The organism is Streptomyces sp. NPDC001515, from assembly GCF_053597115.1.
In genome coordinates, this window is the sequence record NZ_JBSFHN010000010.1 from 70,227 (window position 1) to 86,564 (window position 16,338).

Consider the following 16,338-nt stretch of genomic DNA (forward strand, 5'->3'; position numbering starts at 1 on the left):
CGAGCGCGTCACGTTCGCCGGCCCGTATGTGAGGGGCTCGGCACCGCCATGGCGGTGCCGGGCCCCTCACATACGGGCGAACGGATCAGAGTTCCTGGCCGCGGGCCGTCTCGGCGGCGGCCGCCTTGCGGGCCTTCTCGGCCTGCTCCTCGGCCTCCATCTCGGCGAAGACGTCGATGGGCGGCGGGGCCTTCGCCAGGAAGACCCAGGTGAGGTAGACGGCGAGCAGGAACGGCGGGATCTTCAGGGCGACCAGGACCCAGCCGAACTGGGTGGTGTCGGCCCACCAGTACAGCGGGAAGAGGATCGCGCACTTGGCGAGGAGGATCAGCCCCCACGCGTAGCTGGCCTTGGTGTACGCAGTTTTGCGGCCGGGGTTGCGGGTGCGCCAGGAGAGGTTCTCCTTGAACACCGGGCCCAGGATGAGGCCGATGAGGGGGACGCCCGCGAGGGCGGTGACCAGGTAGGCGAGGGCCAGGCCCAGGGTGTAGAGCATGCCCGGGAGGTAGAAGTCCTTGGCGTTGCCGGTCATCTTGGCGAAGACCACGCCGAAGGCGACGCCGAAGACACCGCTGAAGGCGTGCTTGACGGTGTCCTTGCGGATCAGCCGGACGGCCACGAGCACCAGCGACACGGCGACGGCCGCGATGGCCGAGTTCGTGAGGTTCTTGTCGATGGTGAAGATCGTGACGAAGAGGAGTCCGGGCAGGACCGTCTCCACCATGCCGCGCACGCCGCCGAAGGCCTCGAAGAGCGCGGCCTCGGTGACGGCCTTCGCGTCGGCCTCCTGCTGGTCGGTCGTGCGGTCCGTGTCGGACGTCGGCTTGTCGAGAGACGTCACCGGCTACTCCTTGCCGAGCGGTCGGAGTTCGTATTTGGGGTTGAACAGCACCCGGCGCCCGTGGCTCATGGCGATGCGGCCGGAGGCGATGAGCTTGCGGCCCGGCTCTATGCCCACGATGGAGCGGCGGCCGAGCCAGACCACGTCGAGCGGCGCGGTGCCGTCGAAGAGCTCCGCCTCCAGGGCGGGGACTCCGGCGCGCGGTCGCAGGGTGACCGTCCGCAAGGTACCAGTGACCTTCACGATCTGGCGGTCGGTGCACTCGGAGATGCGGGTGCATCCCGACGCCTGCGCGTCCTCCTCCAGCTCCTCGCACTCCAGGTCCTCCTGGGAGCTGGAGAGGCGGTCGAGCATCCGCCGGAAGCGCCCGGTCGGCCGCTCGGCCTTCGGGGACTTCTCGAATCGAGGAACAGCACTCATACCCGAAGGGTACCGGTCCCCCGCGGCCCGGGCAGGTGGCCACCGTCTCACTCGAACGGATGATCCGCGTGGCTCCGCTCACGCCACCGGTTCACCCGTGCGGGCGGGGCCGGGGCCGGGCCGCCGCTGCCCCCGCACGGCGGGACTCAGGCCTTCTCGAAGCGGTAGCCCATTCCCGGTTCGGTGACGAAGTGGCGGGGGTGCGAGGGGTCGGCCTCCAGCTTGCGGCGCAGCTGGGCCATGTAGACCCGCAGGTAGTTGGTCTCGGTGCCGTACGAGGGCCCCCAGACCTCCTGGAGCAGCTGCTTCTGGCTGACCAGGCGGCCGCTGTTGCGGACCAGGACCTCCAGCAGATGCCATTCGGTCGGGGTGAGCCGTACGTCGCGGCCCGCGCGGTGCACCTTCTTGGCGGCGAGGTCGACGGTGAAGCCCTCGGTCTCCACGAGCACCACCTCGTCGCCGCCGTCCTGGCCGACGGGCTCGGCGCGCCGCACCGAGGCGCGCAGCCGGGCCAGCAGCTCGTCCATGCCGAACGGCTTGGTGACGTAGTCGTCGGCGCCCGCGTCCAGCGCCTCTACCTTCTCGTCGGAGGTGTGCCGGGCCGAGAGGACGAGGATCGGCACCCGGGTCCAGCCGCGCAGGCCCCGGATCACCTCGACGCCGTCCATGTCGGGCAGGCCCAGGTCCAGCACGACGACGTCGGGGTGGCGGGCGGCGGCCAGCTGGAGCGCGGTGGCCCCGTCCGGCGCCGCGTCCACCTCGTACTTGCGCGCCTTGAGGTTGATCACGAGGGCGCGCACGATCTGCGGCTCGTCGTCGACCACGAGCACCCGGGTCATCGGGGTCCTGCCTTTCTGCCGTGTGTACGCGGGGCACGGAGCGTCCCGCGGTTCATGAGGTGACCCGGGCGGGCAGGCCGGGGCCGACCGGGGCGTGCCCGGGGGCCGCCTTGAGGGTCAGGACCATGGTGAGGCCGCCGCCGGGGGTGTCCTCCGCGTCGAGCGTGCCGCCCATGGACTCGGTGAAGCCGCGCGCCACGGCGAGGCCGAGGCCCACGCCGGCGCCGCGCGGGGCGTCCCCGTAGCGCTGGAAGGGCTCGAAGATGCGTTCCTTGGCCTCGTCGGGGACACCGCGGCCGCGGTCGGCGACGCGGAGTTCGACGCGGTCGGCGAGCGCGCTGGCGGCCACGGTGACCCGCTCGCCCTCGGGGCTGTACTTGACCGCGTTCTCGACGACGTTGGCAACGGCCCGCTCCAGCAGTCCGGGGTCGACGGCCACCATCGGCAGCGTCTCGGGGATGTCCAGCTCGACGCTGTCCTCGGGGACGCCGCCCAGGGCCATGGGCACCACCTCGTCGAGGTCGATCTCGCGGATCAGCGGGGTCACGGTGCCGGTCTGGAGGCGGGACATGTCGAGGAGGTTGCCGACGAGGTGGTCGAGGCGGTCGGCACCGGCCTCGATGCCCTCGAGGAGCTCCGCCTCGTCGTCCTCGGACCAGGCGACGTCGTCGGAGCGCAGGGAGCTGACGGCGGCCTTGATGGCGGCCAACGGGGTGCGCAGATCGTGGCTGACGGCGGCCAGCAGGGCGGTTCTGATCCGGTTGCCCTCGGCGAGTCTGCGGGCCTCCTCCGCCTCGTCGACCAGCCGCTGGCGGTCGAGGACGACGGCCGCCTGGGCGGCGAAGGCGCCGAGCACCCGGCGGTCCTCGGCGGGCAGCACCCGGCCGGAGAGCGCGAGGGCCATGTGGTCGCCGACGGGCATGTCCGCGTCGGCCTCCTCGGGTCGGGTCACGGGCGCCGGGCCGACGCTTCCCGCGCAGGTCCACGGCTCGACGTCGCTGGTGCGCTCCAGCAGCGCGACGGACTCCATGCCGAAGGTCTCGCGAACCCGGTCCAGCAGCGCGGCCAGGGTGGTCTCGCCGCGCAGCACGCTGCCGGCCAGGAAGGAGAGGATCTCGGACTCGGCGCGCAGCCGGGCGGCCTGATGGGTGCGGCGGGCCGCCAGATCCACCACGGAGGCCACCGCGACCGCCACCGCGAAGAAGATCACGATGGCGACGAAGTTCTCGGGGTCCTGCACGGTCAGGGTGTGGGTGGGCGGGGTGAACCAGTAGTTCAGCAGCAGCGAGCCCACGGCGGCCGAGGCGAGGGCGGGCCGCAGTCCGCCGAGGAGGGCCGCGGCCACGGTCATGAAGAGGAAGAGCAGGACGTCGTTGGCGAGCCCCGGGCCGTTCTCCAGGCCCTTGAGCAGCAGGGCGAGCAGGGCCGGTCCCCCGACGCCCACGAACCAGCCCCAGATGATGCGGGCCCGGCCGAGCCGGGCGCCCCGGGCCATGGGCAGGCCCCGGCCCTTGGCGACCTCGTCGTGGGTGACGATGTGGACGTCCAGGTCGGTGCCGGACTCGCGGGCGACGGTGGCGCCGACGCCGGGTCCGTAGATGTACTGCCAGGTCTTGCGGCGGCTGGAGCCGAGGACGATCTGGGTGGCGTTGACGCCCCGGGCGAATTCGAGGAGCGCGGAGGGTATGTCGTCGCCGATGACGTGGTGGAAGGTGCCGCCCAGGTCCTCGACGAGGGTGCGCTGGACGGTCAGTTCCTTGGGCGAGGCGGAGGTCAGTCCGTCGCTGCGGGCGACGTAGACGGCGAGGATCTCGCTGCCCGAGCCCTTGGCGGCCATCCGGGCGGCGCGGCGGATGAGGGTGCGGCCCTCGGGGCCTCCGGTGAGCCCGACGACGATGCGTTCGCGGGCCTGCCAGGTGGTGCGGATGTTGTGCTCGCCCCGGTACTGCTGGAGGTATTCGTCGACCCGGTCGGCGACCCAGAGGAGGGCCAGCTCGCGCAGGGCGGTGAGGTTGCCGGGGCGGAAGTAGTTGGAGAGCGAGGCGTCGATCCGGTCGGGCTTGTAGATGTTGCCGTGGGCCATGCGGCGGCGCAGGGCCTGGGGCGACATGTCGACCAGTTCGAGCTGGTCGGCGCGGCGGACCACCTCGTCGGGGACGGTCTCGCGCTGGCGTACGCCGGTTATGGACTCGACGACGTCGCCGAGGGACTCCAGATGCTGGATGTTGACGGTCGACACCACGTCGATGCCGGCCTGGAGGAGTTCCTCGACGTCCTGCCAGCGCTTGGCGTTGCGGGAGCCGGGGACGTTGGTGTGGGCGAGTTCGTCGACGAGGGCGACGGCCGGGGCGCGTTCCAGTACGGCGTCGACGTCCATCTCCGTGAAGACGGCGGAGCGGTACTCGATCTCGCGGCGCCGGACCTCCTCCAGGCCGTGCAGCATGACCTCGGTGCGCGGGCGGTCGTGGTGCTCGACGAAGCCGATGACGCAGTCGGTGCCCCGCTCGACCCGGCGGTGTGCCTCGGAGAGCATCGCGTACGTCTTGCCGACGCCCGGTGCCGCACCGAGGTAGATCCGAAGTTTGCCGCGCCCCATGGCCCCATTGTCTTCCCGGTCCCGGTCGCCACCAGTGGGACCGGTGGCCGCCGTGCGGCGGCCACTGTCGAAAATACCCCGTGGATATCCGGCATATCGGGCGCGGGGTGGGGCGGTGGCCCGTCTTGACACAACTCTGATGCCACCGTCGCCACGGCCGTCGTCAGTGGTGGAAGTGGCGCAGGCCCGTCCCGGCCAGGGCGATTGTGTGGGCGCGGCACGCCTTCGCGACCTCGTCGGAGCGGATCGGTCCGCCGGGTTCCGCGACACAGGTCACACCGTGGCGGTGGGCGTGGTCGACGCTGTCGCGGAAGGGCAGCGAGCCGTCCGACACGAAGGCGACCCCGGTGAGCCGGGCGAGCCAGGCGGCGCGCTCCTCCGGGCCCGGTTCCGGCGGCTCGCCGCCGAGCGCCTCGCGGGGTCGCGTCGCAGCCGGGCGACGGCCTCGTCGACCGGCCCGGCCGGCGCCGCTCCGGCGGGCGGGGCGTGCTTGAAGGAGGTCGCCGCCGGGACGCCCCCGTGACCGCCGGCTCAGTGCTCGATGATGTGCCCGTCGCTCAGCTCCAGCACCCGGTCGGCGAGGCCGAGCAGCTGGGCGTCGTGGGTGGCGACGAGGGCGGTGACGCCCTCGCTGCGCACCACGGCGCGCAGCAGTTCCATGACGGCGAGACCGGTCTCCTGGTCGAGCTGGCCGGTCGGTTCGTCGGCGATCAGGAGGGCGGGGCGGTTGGCGAGAGCGCGGGCGATGGCGACGCGCTGCTGCTGGCCGCCGGAGAGTTCGCCGGGGCGCTGGGCGGCGTGGTCGGCGAGGCCGACCAGGGAGAGCATCAGCGAGACCCGCTCCTCGCGCTCGCGCGGGTCGGCCTTGCGCAGCCGGAGCGGGACGCCGACGTTCTCGGCGGCGGTCAGGATCGGGATCAGGCCGAAGGACTGGAAGATGAAGCCGATCCGGTCGCGGCGCAGTTCCAGCAGCCCGTTCTCGCCGAGCGTGGAGAGGTCGGTGCCGTCCACGGTGATCCGGCCGCCGTCGGGGGTGTCCAGGCCGCCGACGAGGTTGAGCAGGGTCGTCTTGCCGGAGCCCGAGCGGCCCTTGAGGGCGACCAGTTCGCCGCGCGGGACGTCGAAGGAGACGCCGCGCAGCGCGTGCACGGCGCCCGCACCGGAGCCGTACGACCGGTGCAGGTCCTCGATTCGGACCATGGGGGTCTCGGCGACGGCCGTGCCGCCTCCCGCTCCGTTGTCCGGCGCGGCGCTTGTCTCGGTCATGTCGCTCCCCCGTGGGTCCTCGGTCCGTCGGCCGCCAGTATGGGCACGCGACACGGGGACGGGCAATGCCCGGGGCGGGTCCGCGAGGGGCCCGCCCCGGGACGTCCGGGCCGGTCAGGGCGTGCGCGCGCCCTCCACGAGCTGCCGCAGCGCGATGTTGAGCCGCAGTACGTTGACGCGGGGCTCCCCGACGAAGCCGAGGATCCGGCCGTCGGTGTGGTGCGCGACGAGCTGTTCCACGCGCGCGGGGTCGAGGTGGTTGCGCAGGGCGACGCGCTGGACCTGGAGGCGTGCGTAGGCCGGGGAGATGTCGGGGTCGAGGCCGGAACCGGAGGAGGTGACGGCGTCGGCCGGGACGTCGGAGGGGTCGACCGGATGGCCGGGGACGGAGTTGTCCTCGACGACGGCGGCCTTGGCGGCGGTGACCCAGTCGATCAGCTCCTTGTTGTCGCCGGAGCGGTTGGTGGCTCCGGAGAGGATCAGGGAGTAGCGCGTGTTGACGCTGTTGGTGCCCAGCCCGTTGGAGGGCCGGGGCTGGAACCAGCGCAGATCGGGGGCGGCGGTGTCCTCGCCCTCCTTCGGGGGCAGGTCGTAGCGCTGCCCGATGAGTTCCGAGCCGACGGTCCGGCCGTCGGCGGTGATCTCGGAGCCGTTCGCCCGGCCCGGCATGAGTCCCTGGGCGACGCCCGTGACGACGAGCGGGTAGAGGACTCCGCAGACCAGGGTGAGGACGAGCAGGGCGCGCAGCGCGGCCCCGAGCTGCCGGGCGGTGGTGCCGAGTGAGGTGTTCATGAGGGTTCAGCCGATCCCGGGGATGAGGGAGATGAGCAGGTCGATGATCTTGATGCCGATGAACGGGGCGATCAGGCCGCCGAGTCCGTAGACGCCGAGATTGCGGCGGAGCATCGCGTCCGCCCCGCTGGGCCGGTAGCGGACGCCCTTGAGGGCGAGCGGGACCAGCGCCACGATGATCAGCGCGTTGAAGATCACCGCGGAGAGGATCGCGGAGCGCGGCGAGGCCAGATCCATGATGTTGAGGGTCTCCAGGCCCGGGTAGACCGCCGCGAACATCGCGGGGATGATCGCGAAGTACTTCGCGACGTCGTTGGCGATGGAGAACGTGGTCAGCGCGCCCCGGGTGATCAGGAGCTGTTTGCCGATCTCGACGATCTCGATGAGCTTGGTGGGGTCGGAGTCCAGGTCCACCATGTTCCCGGCCTCCTTGGCGGCCGAGGTGCCGGTGTTCATGGCCACCCCGACATCGGCCTGGGCGAGCGCCGGGGCGTCGTTGGTGCCGTCCCCGGTCATCGCGACGAGTCCGCCGCCGGACTGCTCCCGTTTGATCAGGGCCATCTTGTCCTCGGGGGTGGCCTCGGCGAGGAAGTCGTCGACGCCGGCCTCCTCGGCGATGGCCTTCGCGGTCAGCGGGTTGTCGCCGGTGATCATGACCGTACGGATGCCCATGCGGCGCAGCTCGGCGAAGCGTTCCCGCATGCCGTCCTTGACGACGTCCTTGAGGTGGACGACGCCCAGGATCCGGGCCCCGCGCCCGTCCTCGCCGGCCACCAGCAGCGGGGTGCCGCCGGCGCGGGCGATGCGGCCGGCGAGCGCCTCGGCGTCCGGGGAGACCGTGCCGCCCCGCTCCCGCACCCAGGCCACCACCGATCCGGCCGCCCCCTTGCGAATGCGGCGGCCGTCCAGGTCCACGCCCGACATCCGGGTCTGGGCGGTGAAGTCCACCCACTGCGCGCCGGGCAGTTCGCCCCGGGTGCGCCCGCGCAGCCCGTACCGCTCCTCGGCGAGCACCACCACCGACCGGCCCTCCGGCGTCTCGTCGGCGAGCGAGGAGAGCCGGGCGGCGTCCGCGAGTTCGTCCTCCGTGATCCCGGCCACCGGCAGGAACTCGGCCGCCTGCCGGTTGCCCAGGGTGATGGTGCCGGTCTTGTCGAGCAGCAGCGTCGACACGTCGCCGGCGGCCTCGACGGCGCGCCCGGACATGGCGAGCACGTTGCGCTGCACCAGCCGGTCCATGCCGGCGATGCCGATCGCGGAGAGCAGCGCGCCGATGGTGGTCGGGATCAGGCAGACCAGCAGGGCGTCCAGCACGATCATGGACTGCTCACTGCCGGCGTAGACCGCGAAGGGCTGGAGGGTGACGACAGCCAGCAGGAAGACGACGGTGAGGGAGGCCAGCAGGATGTTCAGGGCGATCTCGTTGGGCGTCTTCTGCCGGGCGGCGCCCTCGACCAGGGCGATCATGCGATCGATGAACGTCTCGCCGGGTTTGGTGGTGATCCGGACGACGATCCGGTCGGAGAGCACCTTCGTCCCGCCGGTGACGGCGCTGCGGTCGCCGCCCGACTCGCGGATGACCGGGGCCGACTCGCCGGTGATGGCGGACTCGTCGACGCTGGCCACGCCCTCCACGACATCGCCGTCGCCGGGGATGACGTCACCGGTCTCGCAGACGACGAGGTCGCCGACGCGCAGATCTGTTCCGGCGACCGGCTCCTCACCGCCCGCGGTGACGCGGCGGGCGACGGTGTCGGTCCTGGCCCGGCGCAGGGTGTCCGCCTGGGCCTTGCCCCGGCCCTCGGCGACGGCCTCGGCCAGATTGGCGAAGACCGTGGTCAGCCAGAGCCAGGCGGTGATCGCCCAGCCGAACCAGTCGGTCGGATCCAGTGCGGCCAGCACGGTGGTGAGCACCGAACCGATCAGCACGACGAACATCACCGGCGCCTTCACCATCACCCGGGGGTCCAGCTTGCGTATCGCGTCCGGGAGGGCCGCGACCAGCATCCGGGGATCGAACGCCCCGGCGCCGACGCGCCCTTCGGGTCCGGGCCCGGCCGCCGTGTCGCGGTGCGGTGCGCGGGCCGGCGTGGTGACGGACATGGTGGGTTCCTGTTTCGTACGGAGGGTCATGACGCCAGCCCCTCGGCCAGCGGCCCCAGGGCGAGGGCGGGGAAGTAGGTCAGACCGGCGACGATCACGACGGTGGCGCCGAGCACCCCGCTGAACAGCGGGCGGTGGGTGCCGAGCGTGCCGACGGTCGCCGGTACGGGCCGCTGCTCGGCCAGCGAACCGGCGAGCGCGAGGACGAACACCATGGGCAGGAAACGGCCCAGCAGCATCGCGAGGCCGATCGTGGTGTTGAACCACTGGGTGTCGGCGTTGAGGCCGGCGAAGGCGGAGCCGTTGTTGTTGGCGCCGGAGGTGTAGGCGTACAGGATCTCGGAGAAGCCGTGCGCGCCGGTGTTCGTCATGGAGTGCGGCGGGGTGGGCAGGGCCAGCGCGGCGGCGGTGAAGCCGAGCACCAGGGCCGGGGTGACCAGGAGGTAGCAGGCGGCGAGCTTGATCTGCCGGGTGCCGATCTTCTTGCCGAGGTATTCGGGGGTGCGTCCGACCATCAGTCCGGCGATGAACACCGCGACGACCGCCATGATCAGCATCCCGTAGAGGCCGGAGCCGGTGCCTCCGGGGGCGATCTCGCCGAGCTGCATCCCGAGCATGGTGATGCCGCCGCCGAGGCCGGTGAACGAGGAGTGGAAGGAGTTCACCGCGCCCGTCGAGGTCAGTGTCGTGGCCACGGCGAAGAGGGACGACCCGCCGACGCCGAAGCGGTTCTCCTTGCCCTCCATGGCCCCGCCGGCGATCTCGAAGGCGGGCCCGTGGTGGGAGAACTCGGTCCACATCATCAGCGCGGAGAAACCGAGCCAGATGACGCCCATCGTGGCGAGGATCGCGTAGCCCTGCTTGAGGGAGCCGACCATGCGGCCGAAGGTCCGGGTGAGGGCGAAGGGGATGACGAGGATGAGGAAGATCTCGAAGAGGTTGGAGAGCCCGTTGGGGTTCTCGAAGGGGTGGGCGGAGTTGGCGTTGAAGTAGCCGCCGCCGTTGGTGCCCAGCTCCTTGATGACCTCCTGGGAGGCGACCGCGCCGCCGTTCCACTGCTGCGAGCCGCCCGTGAACTGCCCGACCTCGTGGATGCCGGCGAAGTTCTGGATCGCTCCGCAGGCCACCAGCACGAGTGCGCCGACCACCGCGATGGGCAGCAGCACGCGGACCGTGCCGCGCACCAGATCGGCCCAGAAGTTGCCGAGTTCGCCGCCGCGCGTGGCGGCGAAGCCCCTCACGAGCGCCACGGCCACGGCGATGCCGACGGCGGCCGAGACGAAGTTCTGCACCGCGAGGCCGCCGGTCTGCACGACGTGGCCCATGGCCTGTTCGCCGTAGTACGACTGCCAGTTGGTGTTCGCGACGAAGGAGGCGGCGGTGTTGAACGCCTGGTCCGGGTCGATCGAGGAGAAGCCGAGCGACCCGGGCAGCGCGCCCTGGAGCCGCTGCATCAGGTACAGGAACAGGACGCTCACGGCGGAGAAGGCGAGGACGCCGCGGAGGTAGGCGGGCCAGCGCATCCGGGTGTCCGGATCGGCGCCGACGGCCCGGTAGATCCAGCGCTCGACCCGCAGATGGCGGGTGGAGGTGTAGACGCGGGCCATGTGGTCACCGAGCGGGCGGTACGCCAGGGCCAGGGCCGCGAGCAGCGCGAGCAGTTGGAGCACGGCTGCGAGGACGGGGCTCATATCGGGCTAGAACCTCTCCGGATACAGAAGGGCGAGGACGAGATAGCCCAGCAGGGCCACGGCGACGACGAGACCGACCACGTTCTCTGCGCTCACAGCTTCGCCACCCCCTTGGCGACGAGTGCCACCAGCGCGAAGACCGCGATCGTGGTGACGACGAAGGCCAGATCGGCCATCGGATGCTCCCGGATTGAGGTGCGGAGGATGGGGACCCCCTGAGCAAACCTCCCGCCGGCCCCGCCGTGACCTGCGTTGATGTCTTCCATACGGAGAAGCGCGCGCCCTTGACGGCGTCCGTACGTGCCCGATACGCGCCCCATACGCACGCCCCCGCGCGCCACTCCCCCGGTCCGCTCCCCGGGCATGCGAAAGGCCGGTGGCCCGCGCCCCACGAGGGGGTACGGGCCACCGGCCTGGGCCGAGGGGTGCGGGTCAGCGCACCTCGGTGATCTCGGGACCGCGCTGGAGGCCGGCCATGCCGCCGGAGAAGCGGGACCCCTCCTGCTCCTCCTGCTGGACGCCCTCGGGCACCATCTGGGCGTCGTTGGGGAGCTTGAGGACGATCGGGTCGCGCGGGGCCATCGGGCCCTCGCCGCGGACGACCACGGTGTCCCGGAAGATCGTCTCCAGCAGGCCCGCGGCCTCCGGCTGCACGGCGCCCTGGCCGGAGATCACTCCGCGCAGGAACCAGCGGGGGCCGTCGACGCCCACGAAGCGCACCAGCTGCACGCCGTTCGTGCCGTCGGGGAGCTGTACGGGGACCTGCGCGCGCAGCTCCCAGCCCAGCGGGCCCTCGACCTCGTCGATGATGCCGCCCTGCTGGGTGATGCCGGCGGCGATCTCCTCGCGGACCTCGCCCCAGATGCCCTCCTTCTTGGGGGCGGCGAAGGCCTGCAGCTGGATCGCGCTGTCGCGCATCACGACGGTGGCCGCGACGATCGCGTCGCCGGCGACCTCCACACGCAGTTCCATGCCCTCGACCCCGGGAACGAAGATCCCGCCCAGGTCGACCCGGCCCTCGCCGGGCTTGGACACCTCGCCGATGTCCCACGGGCCGTCCGGGCGCGGCGCCGGCGGAAGGTTCGTCCGGCGCGATGCGCCCTCGGTGTCACCCTGCTCGTCGACGACCTGCTCGGCCTCGCGCGTCTCGTCCGCCGTGTCCTCGGCGGAACCACTGTTCTTGCGACGTCCGAACACGTCACTGTCCTTCCCGGTCGGATTCGACCGAAGCGTAGCCGTTCCCGCCCTGGGGAACCCCGCCCCGGACGCCATCAACTTCAACGGCGGCATGACCGCCGGTGGACCCGAAGCCCCCTTCGGCCCGCGCCGAACCGGGGAGCTCCGTCACTTCGTGGAAGCGCACCTTCTCGACCTGCTGCACGACCAGTTGGGCAATCCGGTCGAACCGCTCGAACCGCACGGTCTCGCGAGGATCGAGATTGATGACGATCACCTTGATCTCTCCACGGTACCCGGCATCCACCGTCCCCGGGGCATTCACGAGGGCGACTCCGCAGCGTGCGGCGAGGCCGGACCGGGGGTGCACGAACGCGGCGTACCCGTCCGGAAGGGCGATCGAAACCCCGGTGGGGAGGACGGTCCGCTCGCCGGGCGCCAGCTCGGCGGCCTCGGTCGTCACGAGGTCGGCCCCGGCGTCCCCGGGGTGCCCGTACGACGGAAGGGGAACGTCCGGGTCGACCCGGCGGATCAGCACGTCGACGGGGTGGCGCATCAGGGGTTCACCTCGAAAGCGCGGGCCCGCTTGACCTGGTCGGGGTCGGCCATCGCCGCCCGGATCTCGGCCGGCCGGCCGTTCTCGATGAAGTGGTCGACCTTGACCTCGATGAACAGGGCCTCGGCCCGGACCGCCACGGGCCCGTCGGGGCCGCCGATCCGGCCGGTCGCCCGGGAGTAGATCTTGCGGCCGTGGACGGCGGTGATCTCCGCGTCGAGGAAGAGCACGGTGTCGACGGGCACGGGGCGGACGAAGTCGGTCTCCAGCCGGCCGGTCACCGCGATCACCCGCAGCAGCCAGTTCAGCGAGCCGAGCGTCTCGTCCAGCGCGGTGGCCAGCACGCCGCCGTGGGCGAGGCCGGGAGCGCCCTGGTGGGCGGCCTGGACGGTGAACTCCGCGGTGACGCAGACGCCCTCTCCGGCGCGTGCCTGGAGGTGCAGCCCGTGCGGCTGTCCGTCGCCGCAGCCGAAACAGTGTTCGTAGTGCGCGCCGAGCAGTTCGCCGGGGGCCGGGGCTTCGGGGTGCCGGACCGGTCTCACCGCGTCGGCGGGGGGCGTCAGAGCCGCAGATGTTCCACTCACAGGCGCAGACCTTACCCGCGCGGCTCCCCGCAGGTCGCGCCGTGCCAAGCTTGGATCCATGCAGCCCTCCACCCCGCCGTTCGACGAACGGCTCACCGCACCCCGTTCGTGGTGGTTCATCGCCGTTCTGGTCGGTATCGCGTGCGCGCTGATGCTGCTGCCGCTGGGCACCCTTCCGCTGCTGGCCGGCCTCGCGGGCGGCACGGCGCTGTCGGCGGTGGCGGTGAGCGCGTACGGCTCCGCCCGGATCCGGGTGGTGGCCGGCGCCCTGGTCGCGGGGGACGCCCGGATCCCGCTGTCGGCGCTCGGCGAGGCCGAGGTGCTGGACGGCGAGGAGGCGCGCGCCTGGCGTTCGTACAAGGCGGACACCCGGGCCTTCATGCTGCTGCGCAGCTACATCCCGACGGCGGTGCGCGTGACGGTCGCGGATCCGGCGGACCCCACGCCGTACGTCTATCTGTCGACGCGGCAGCCCCAGCGGCTGGCGGCGGCCCTCAAGGCGGCCGCCCCGGCGGCCTGACGCCTCTTCTCAGCCCTTCCCGGTGCCGGGGCCGCCCGTGGACCCGGCGTCCCCGGGAAGGGCCTCGTACGGGGTCTCGGGCCGCTCCAGCGGTGGCAGCCCGGTGAGACGGTCCCAGGGGATCTGCCGGCCGCGCAGGTCCTTGCGGACGCGCTCGGCGAGCTTCCTGGTGTCGCGGCGGTTCATCATCGCGCCGACGGCCGCGCCGATCAGGAACGGGATGAGGTTCGGCAGGTCGCGCACGGTGCGCTTCATGATCTGGTGGCGCAGTTCGCGCTTCATGTGACCGCCGAGTGCCGCGTCCACGGACATGGGCTGGGCGATGTCGATGCCGCGCTCCTCCGTCCAAGACGTGAGGTAGGCGGTGGAGCGCCGTCCGAGGCCGCCGGGCGGGCGCTGTCCGTAGACCTCGTGCAGCTCGGCGACGAGCTTCATCTCGATCGCGGCCACGCCGGTGATCTCGGCCGCCAGCTCGGTGAGCATGGCGGGTGGTACGGGCATCATGGCCACCGCGCCGATTCCGGCGCCGACGGTGGCGGTGCCCCTGGTCGCGCCGGCGATGAGCCGGTCGGCGATCTCATCGGGCCCCAGGCCCGGGAACTGTGCGCGCAACGTGTCGAGGTCGCGCACGGGAACGCGGGGAGCGATGTCGATGATCAGATCGGCGATGTGGCCGACCACCGCCTTCGCACTCTCCCCGCTCCTGCGTACACCCCGTTTCACCGATGTCAGACGGCGTGCCCCGGTCACGGGCTCCGTCCGTTCGGCCTGTTCGGCCCGGTCGGCCGCGTCGGCCTCGATCGCGGCGATGGCCGCCTCGACCGCTTCGAGCGAGGCCGGCAGGCCCCGCCCGTCGTCGTCCCGCTCGTCGGGCCCGGGTGGCAGGGCGGACCGCTCGGCAGGGGCTGTCGTGCCTTCTGCCGGGCCTGTACCGCCCTTTCGCGCCTCCGGCCCTCCGATCCTGCGCCGGCGACGCCGCTTGCGGAACGGTGAGTCCCGTGTCACGGCGACCGGACCTCAGTCGCAGTCGCGGCAGATCGGCTGGCCGTTCTTCTCGCGGGCCAGCTGACTGCGGTGGTGCACGAGGAAGCAGCTCATGCAGGTGAACTCGTCCGCCTGCTTGGGCAGGACCCGGACGGCCAGCTCCTCGTTGGACAGATCGGCGCCGGGCAGCTCCAGGCCCTCGGCCGCGTCGAATTCGTCGACGTCGACGGCGGAGGCCGTCTTGTCGCTCCGGCGGGCCTTGAGTTCTTCGAGGCTGTCCTGGTCGACGTCGTCGTCGGTCTTGCGTGGGGTGTCGTAATCCGTTGCCATGTCGCTCTCCCCCTCTGGGTGTATGCGGTGTCTCAGCGCACGTAACGCGTGAGAGGCCGGACTTGTGCCCGACCCGAGGCGGAGATTTTGCCTCACATCAAGGTCTGTTACTCAATCGACACCCAAAAGGACCGCTCGAGAGTGATCGGCTTGGGTGGCGATGGGGACCGTACACGGTCCCGCTGGTGCCGCTCACGGGCGCCACCCCGTGTACTTCCCGTGATACGGACCCCCGAAAACCCCGGCTATCGCCGGATTTCCGAAGGGCCCACCGTCACGGAGCGTGGACAGGCGGAAAATCGCTCCTGTGATCGATCACACAGGGACCGCTCGGGAGGTGGTCCCGAAAATTCCGCTTAAAGCGAACGAAACTGCTGCGTGTGCCGGCCGTCTCGTCCCGCCGCTCAGACGGGGAGTGAGACGCGCATCACAAGACCACCGCCTTCGCGAGGCTCCGCGATGATACGGCCTCCGTGGGCGCGCGCGACGGACCGCGCGATCGACAGGCCGAGACCGACCCCCTTGTCGCTGCCCGTACGCTCCGTACGCAGCCGTCTGAAGGGCTCGAAGAGGTTGTCGATCTCGTACGCCGGGACCACCGGTCCGGTGTTCGTCACGACCATCAGGGCCTGGCCGGGCAGCAGCTCGGTCGTGACCTCGACCCAGCCGCCCTCGGGGACGTTGTAGCGCACCGCGTTCTGGACGAGGTTCAGCGCGATCCGCTCCAGCAGGACGCCGTTGCCCTGGACGACCGCCGGAGCGAGCGCGGCGCGCGTCTCCACGCCCTTGGCCTCGGCCTCTCCCCGGGCCTGGTCCAGCGCCCGGGAGGCCACCTCGGCCAGATCGACGGGCTTGCGCTCGACGATCTGGTTGTCGCTGCGGGCCAGCAGCAGCAGGCCCTCGACGAGCTGCTCGCTGCGCTCGTTGGTGGCGAGCAGCGTCTTGCCCAGCTGCTGGAGCTCGGGCGGCGCCTCCGGATCGGAGAGGTGGACCTCCAGCAGCGTGCGGTTGATCGCCAGCGGTGTGCGCAGCTCGTGCGAGGCGTTGCCGACGAACCGCTGCTGGGCGGTGAACGCCCGCTCCAGCCGGTCCAGCATGTCGTCGAAGGTGTCCGCCAGCTCCTTCAGCTCGTCGTCGGGCCCGTCCAGCTCGATGCGGCGGGCCAGGTCCGTCCCGGCCACGGTGCGCGCGATGCGGGTGATGCGGCCCAGCGGCGAGAGCACCCGGCCCGCCATGGCGTAGCCGAAGGCGAAGGCGATGACGCTGAGGCCGACCAGGGCCAGCAGCGACCTGTTCAGAAGCGTGTCCAGCGCCTGCTGGCGCTGGTGGTTGACGCAGGCGTTCATCGCGGCGTTGAAGTCGTCCGCGGACGCCTTCTCCGGCAGGTTGCAGATCTCGCTGGTCACCTGGCCGTTGGCGATCTTGAAGGGCAGCTCGCTGCCCACGTGCAGGGCCTGGGCGGCCAGCATGTAGATGATCGACAGCAGCAGGATGCCCGCGATCAGGAACATGCCGCCGTACAGCAGCGTGAGCCGTATCCGGATGGTCGGGCGCAGCCACGGGTACGGGGGCTCCTGCTGCTTGGGCTCCCAGGTGGGCTTGGGGGGCGCCGACGCGGGCGGCGGGACGGTGGGCACGGG

18 protein-coding genes are annotated in these 16,338 nt (G+C 71.7%); 1 reads left to right on the forward strand and 17 read right to left on the reverse strand.

Annotated elements, in window-relative coordinates:
• Positions 1-85: 85 nt before the first annotated feature.
• The 14 genes from ACWCXC_RS13245 to ACWCXC_RS13310 all read right to left on the reverse strand — a co-directional run bounded on the left by ACWCXC_RS13245 (position 86) and on the right by ACWCXC_RS13310 (position 12,864).
• The gene (locus ACWCXC_RS13245; RefSeq protein ID WP_450888687.1) at positions 86-841 is read right to left on the reverse strand and encodes a DUF3159 domain-containing protein; all 756 of its coding nucleotides are present in this window, start codon (positions 839-841) and stop codon (positions 86-88) included.
• A gap of 3 nt (positions 842-844) precedes the next feature.
• Positions 845-1,261, reverse strand: coding sequence for an OB-fold nucleic acid binding domain-containing protein (locus ACWCXC_RS13250; protein WP_450685816.1), 417 nt, complete (start codon positions 1,259-1,261; stop codon positions 845-847).
• Positions 1,262-1,407: 146 nt separating this feature from the next.
• Complete coding sequence (locus ACWCXC_RS13255; protein WP_450685815.1) at positions 1,408-2,100, reverse strand: response regulator; 693 nt, start codon at positions 2,098-2,100, stop codon at positions 1,408-1,410.
• Between the two features lie 52 nt (positions 2,101-2,152).
• Positions 2,153-4,696, reverse strand: coding sequence for an ATP-binding protein (locus ACWCXC_RS13260; RefSeq protein WP_450685814.1), 2,544 nt, complete (start codon positions 4,694-4,696; stop codon positions 2,153-2,155).
• A gap of 163 nt (positions 4,697-4,859) precedes the next feature.
• A complete protein-coding gene (locus ACWCXC_RS13265) occupies positions 4,860-5,030 on the reverse strand; it encodes a hypothetical protein (protein WP_450888690.1) in 171 nt (56 codons plus the stop codon).
• Between the two features lie 197 nt (positions 5,031-5,227).
• On the reverse strand, positions 5,228-5,962 hold the full coding sequence (locus ACWCXC_RS13270) for an ABC transporter ATP-binding protein (RefSeq protein WP_450685812.1): 735 nt from the start codon (positions 5,960-5,962) through the stop codon (positions 5,228-5,230).
• Positions 5,963-6,076: 114 nt separating this feature from the next.
• The gene (locus ACWCXC_RS13275) at positions 6,077-6,754 is read right to left on the reverse strand and encodes a potassium-transporting ATPase subunit C (RefSeq protein ID WP_450685811.1); all 678 of its coding nucleotides are present in this window, start codon (positions 6,752-6,754) and stop codon (positions 6,077-6,079) included.
• Between the two features lie 6 nt (positions 6,755-6,760).
• Positions 6,761-8,857 carry a potassium-transporting ATPase subunit KdpB gene (kdpB, locus tag ACWCXC_RS13280; RefSeq protein ID WP_450888693.1) on the reverse strand — a complete coding sequence of 699 codons (2,097 nt, stop codon included), beginning with the start codon at positions 8,855-8,857 and terminating at the stop codon, positions 6,761-6,763.
• A 26-nt stretch (positions 8,858-8,883) separates the two neighbouring features.
• Complete coding sequence (gene kdpA, locus ACWCXC_RS13285) at positions 8,884-10,548, reverse strand: potassium-transporting ATPase subunit KdpA (RefSeq protein ID WP_450685809.1); 1,665 nt, start codon at positions 10,546-10,548, stop codon at positions 8,884-8,886.
• Positions 10,549-10,554: 6 nt separating this feature from the next.
• Entirely contained in the window at positions 10,555-10,644 is a 90-nt protein-coding gene (gene kdpF, locus ACWCXC_RS13290) for a K(+)-transporting ATPase subunit F (RefSeq protein WP_383646317.1), read from the reverse strand.
• Entirely contained in the window at positions 10,641-10,814 is a 174-nt protein-coding gene (locus tag ACWCXC_RS13295; RefSeq protein ID WP_450888695.1) for a hypothetical protein, read from the reverse strand. The genes kdpF and ACWCXC_RS13295 overlap by 4 nt, the downstream gene beginning before the upstream one ends.
• 166 nt (positions 10,815-10,980) lie before the next feature.
• Complete coding sequence (locus ACWCXC_RS13300) at positions 10,981-11,745, reverse strand: DUF3710 domain-containing protein (protein WP_383646319.1); 765 nt, start codon at positions 11,743-11,745, stop codon at positions 10,981-10,983.
• A 1-nt stretch (position 11,746) separates the two neighbouring features.
• Entirely contained in the window at positions 11,747-12,280 is a 534-nt protein-coding gene (dut, locus tag ACWCXC_RS13305) for a dUTP diphosphatase (RefSeq protein ID WP_450685807.1), read from the reverse strand.
• The gene (locus tag ACWCXC_RS13310; protein ID WP_450888698.1) at positions 12,280-12,864 is read right to left on the reverse strand and encodes a PaaI family thioesterase; all 585 of its coding nucleotides are present in this window, start codon (positions 12,862-12,864) and stop codon (positions 12,280-12,282) included. The genes dut and ACWCXC_RS13310 overlap by 1 nt, the downstream gene beginning before the upstream one ends.
• A 58-nt stretch (positions 12,865-12,922) precedes the next feature.
• Here ACWCXC_RS13310 and ACWCXC_RS13315 point away from each other — a divergent pair, with 58 nt between their 5' ends.
• Positions 12,923-13,384: a DUF3093 domain-containing protein gene (locus tag ACWCXC_RS13315; protein WP_450686170.1), complete on the forward strand. Its 462-nt coding sequence runs from the start codon at positions 12,923-12,925 to the stop codon at positions 13,382-13,384.
• Positions 13,385-13,393: 9 nt separating this feature from the next.
• On the opposite strand, the gene ACWCXC_RS13320 is transcribed toward ACWCXC_RS13315, so the two are convergent.
• From ACWCXC_RS13320 to ACWCXC_RS13330, 3 genes are all read right to left on the reverse strand, one after another.
• The gene (locus tag ACWCXC_RS13320; RefSeq protein ID WP_450888700.1) at positions 13,394-14,389 is read right to left on the reverse strand and encodes a hypothetical protein; all 996 of its coding nucleotides are present in this window, start codon (positions 14,387-14,389) and stop codon (positions 13,394-13,396) included.
• Positions 14,390-14,401: 12 nt separating this feature from the next.
• On the reverse strand, positions 14,402-14,698 hold the full coding sequence (locus tag ACWCXC_RS13325) for a DUF4193 domain-containing protein (RefSeq protein WP_003965732.1): 297 nt from the start codon (positions 14,696-14,698) through the stop codon (positions 14,402-14,404).
• A gap of 404 nt (positions 14,699-15,102) precedes the next feature.
• Positions 15,103-16,335, reverse strand: coding sequence for a sensor histidine kinase (locus tag ACWCXC_RS13330; RefSeq protein ID WP_450888702.1), 1,233 nt, complete (start codon positions 16,333-16,335; stop codon positions 15,103-15,105).
• Between the last annotated feature and the right edge of the window lie 3 nt (positions 16,336-16,338).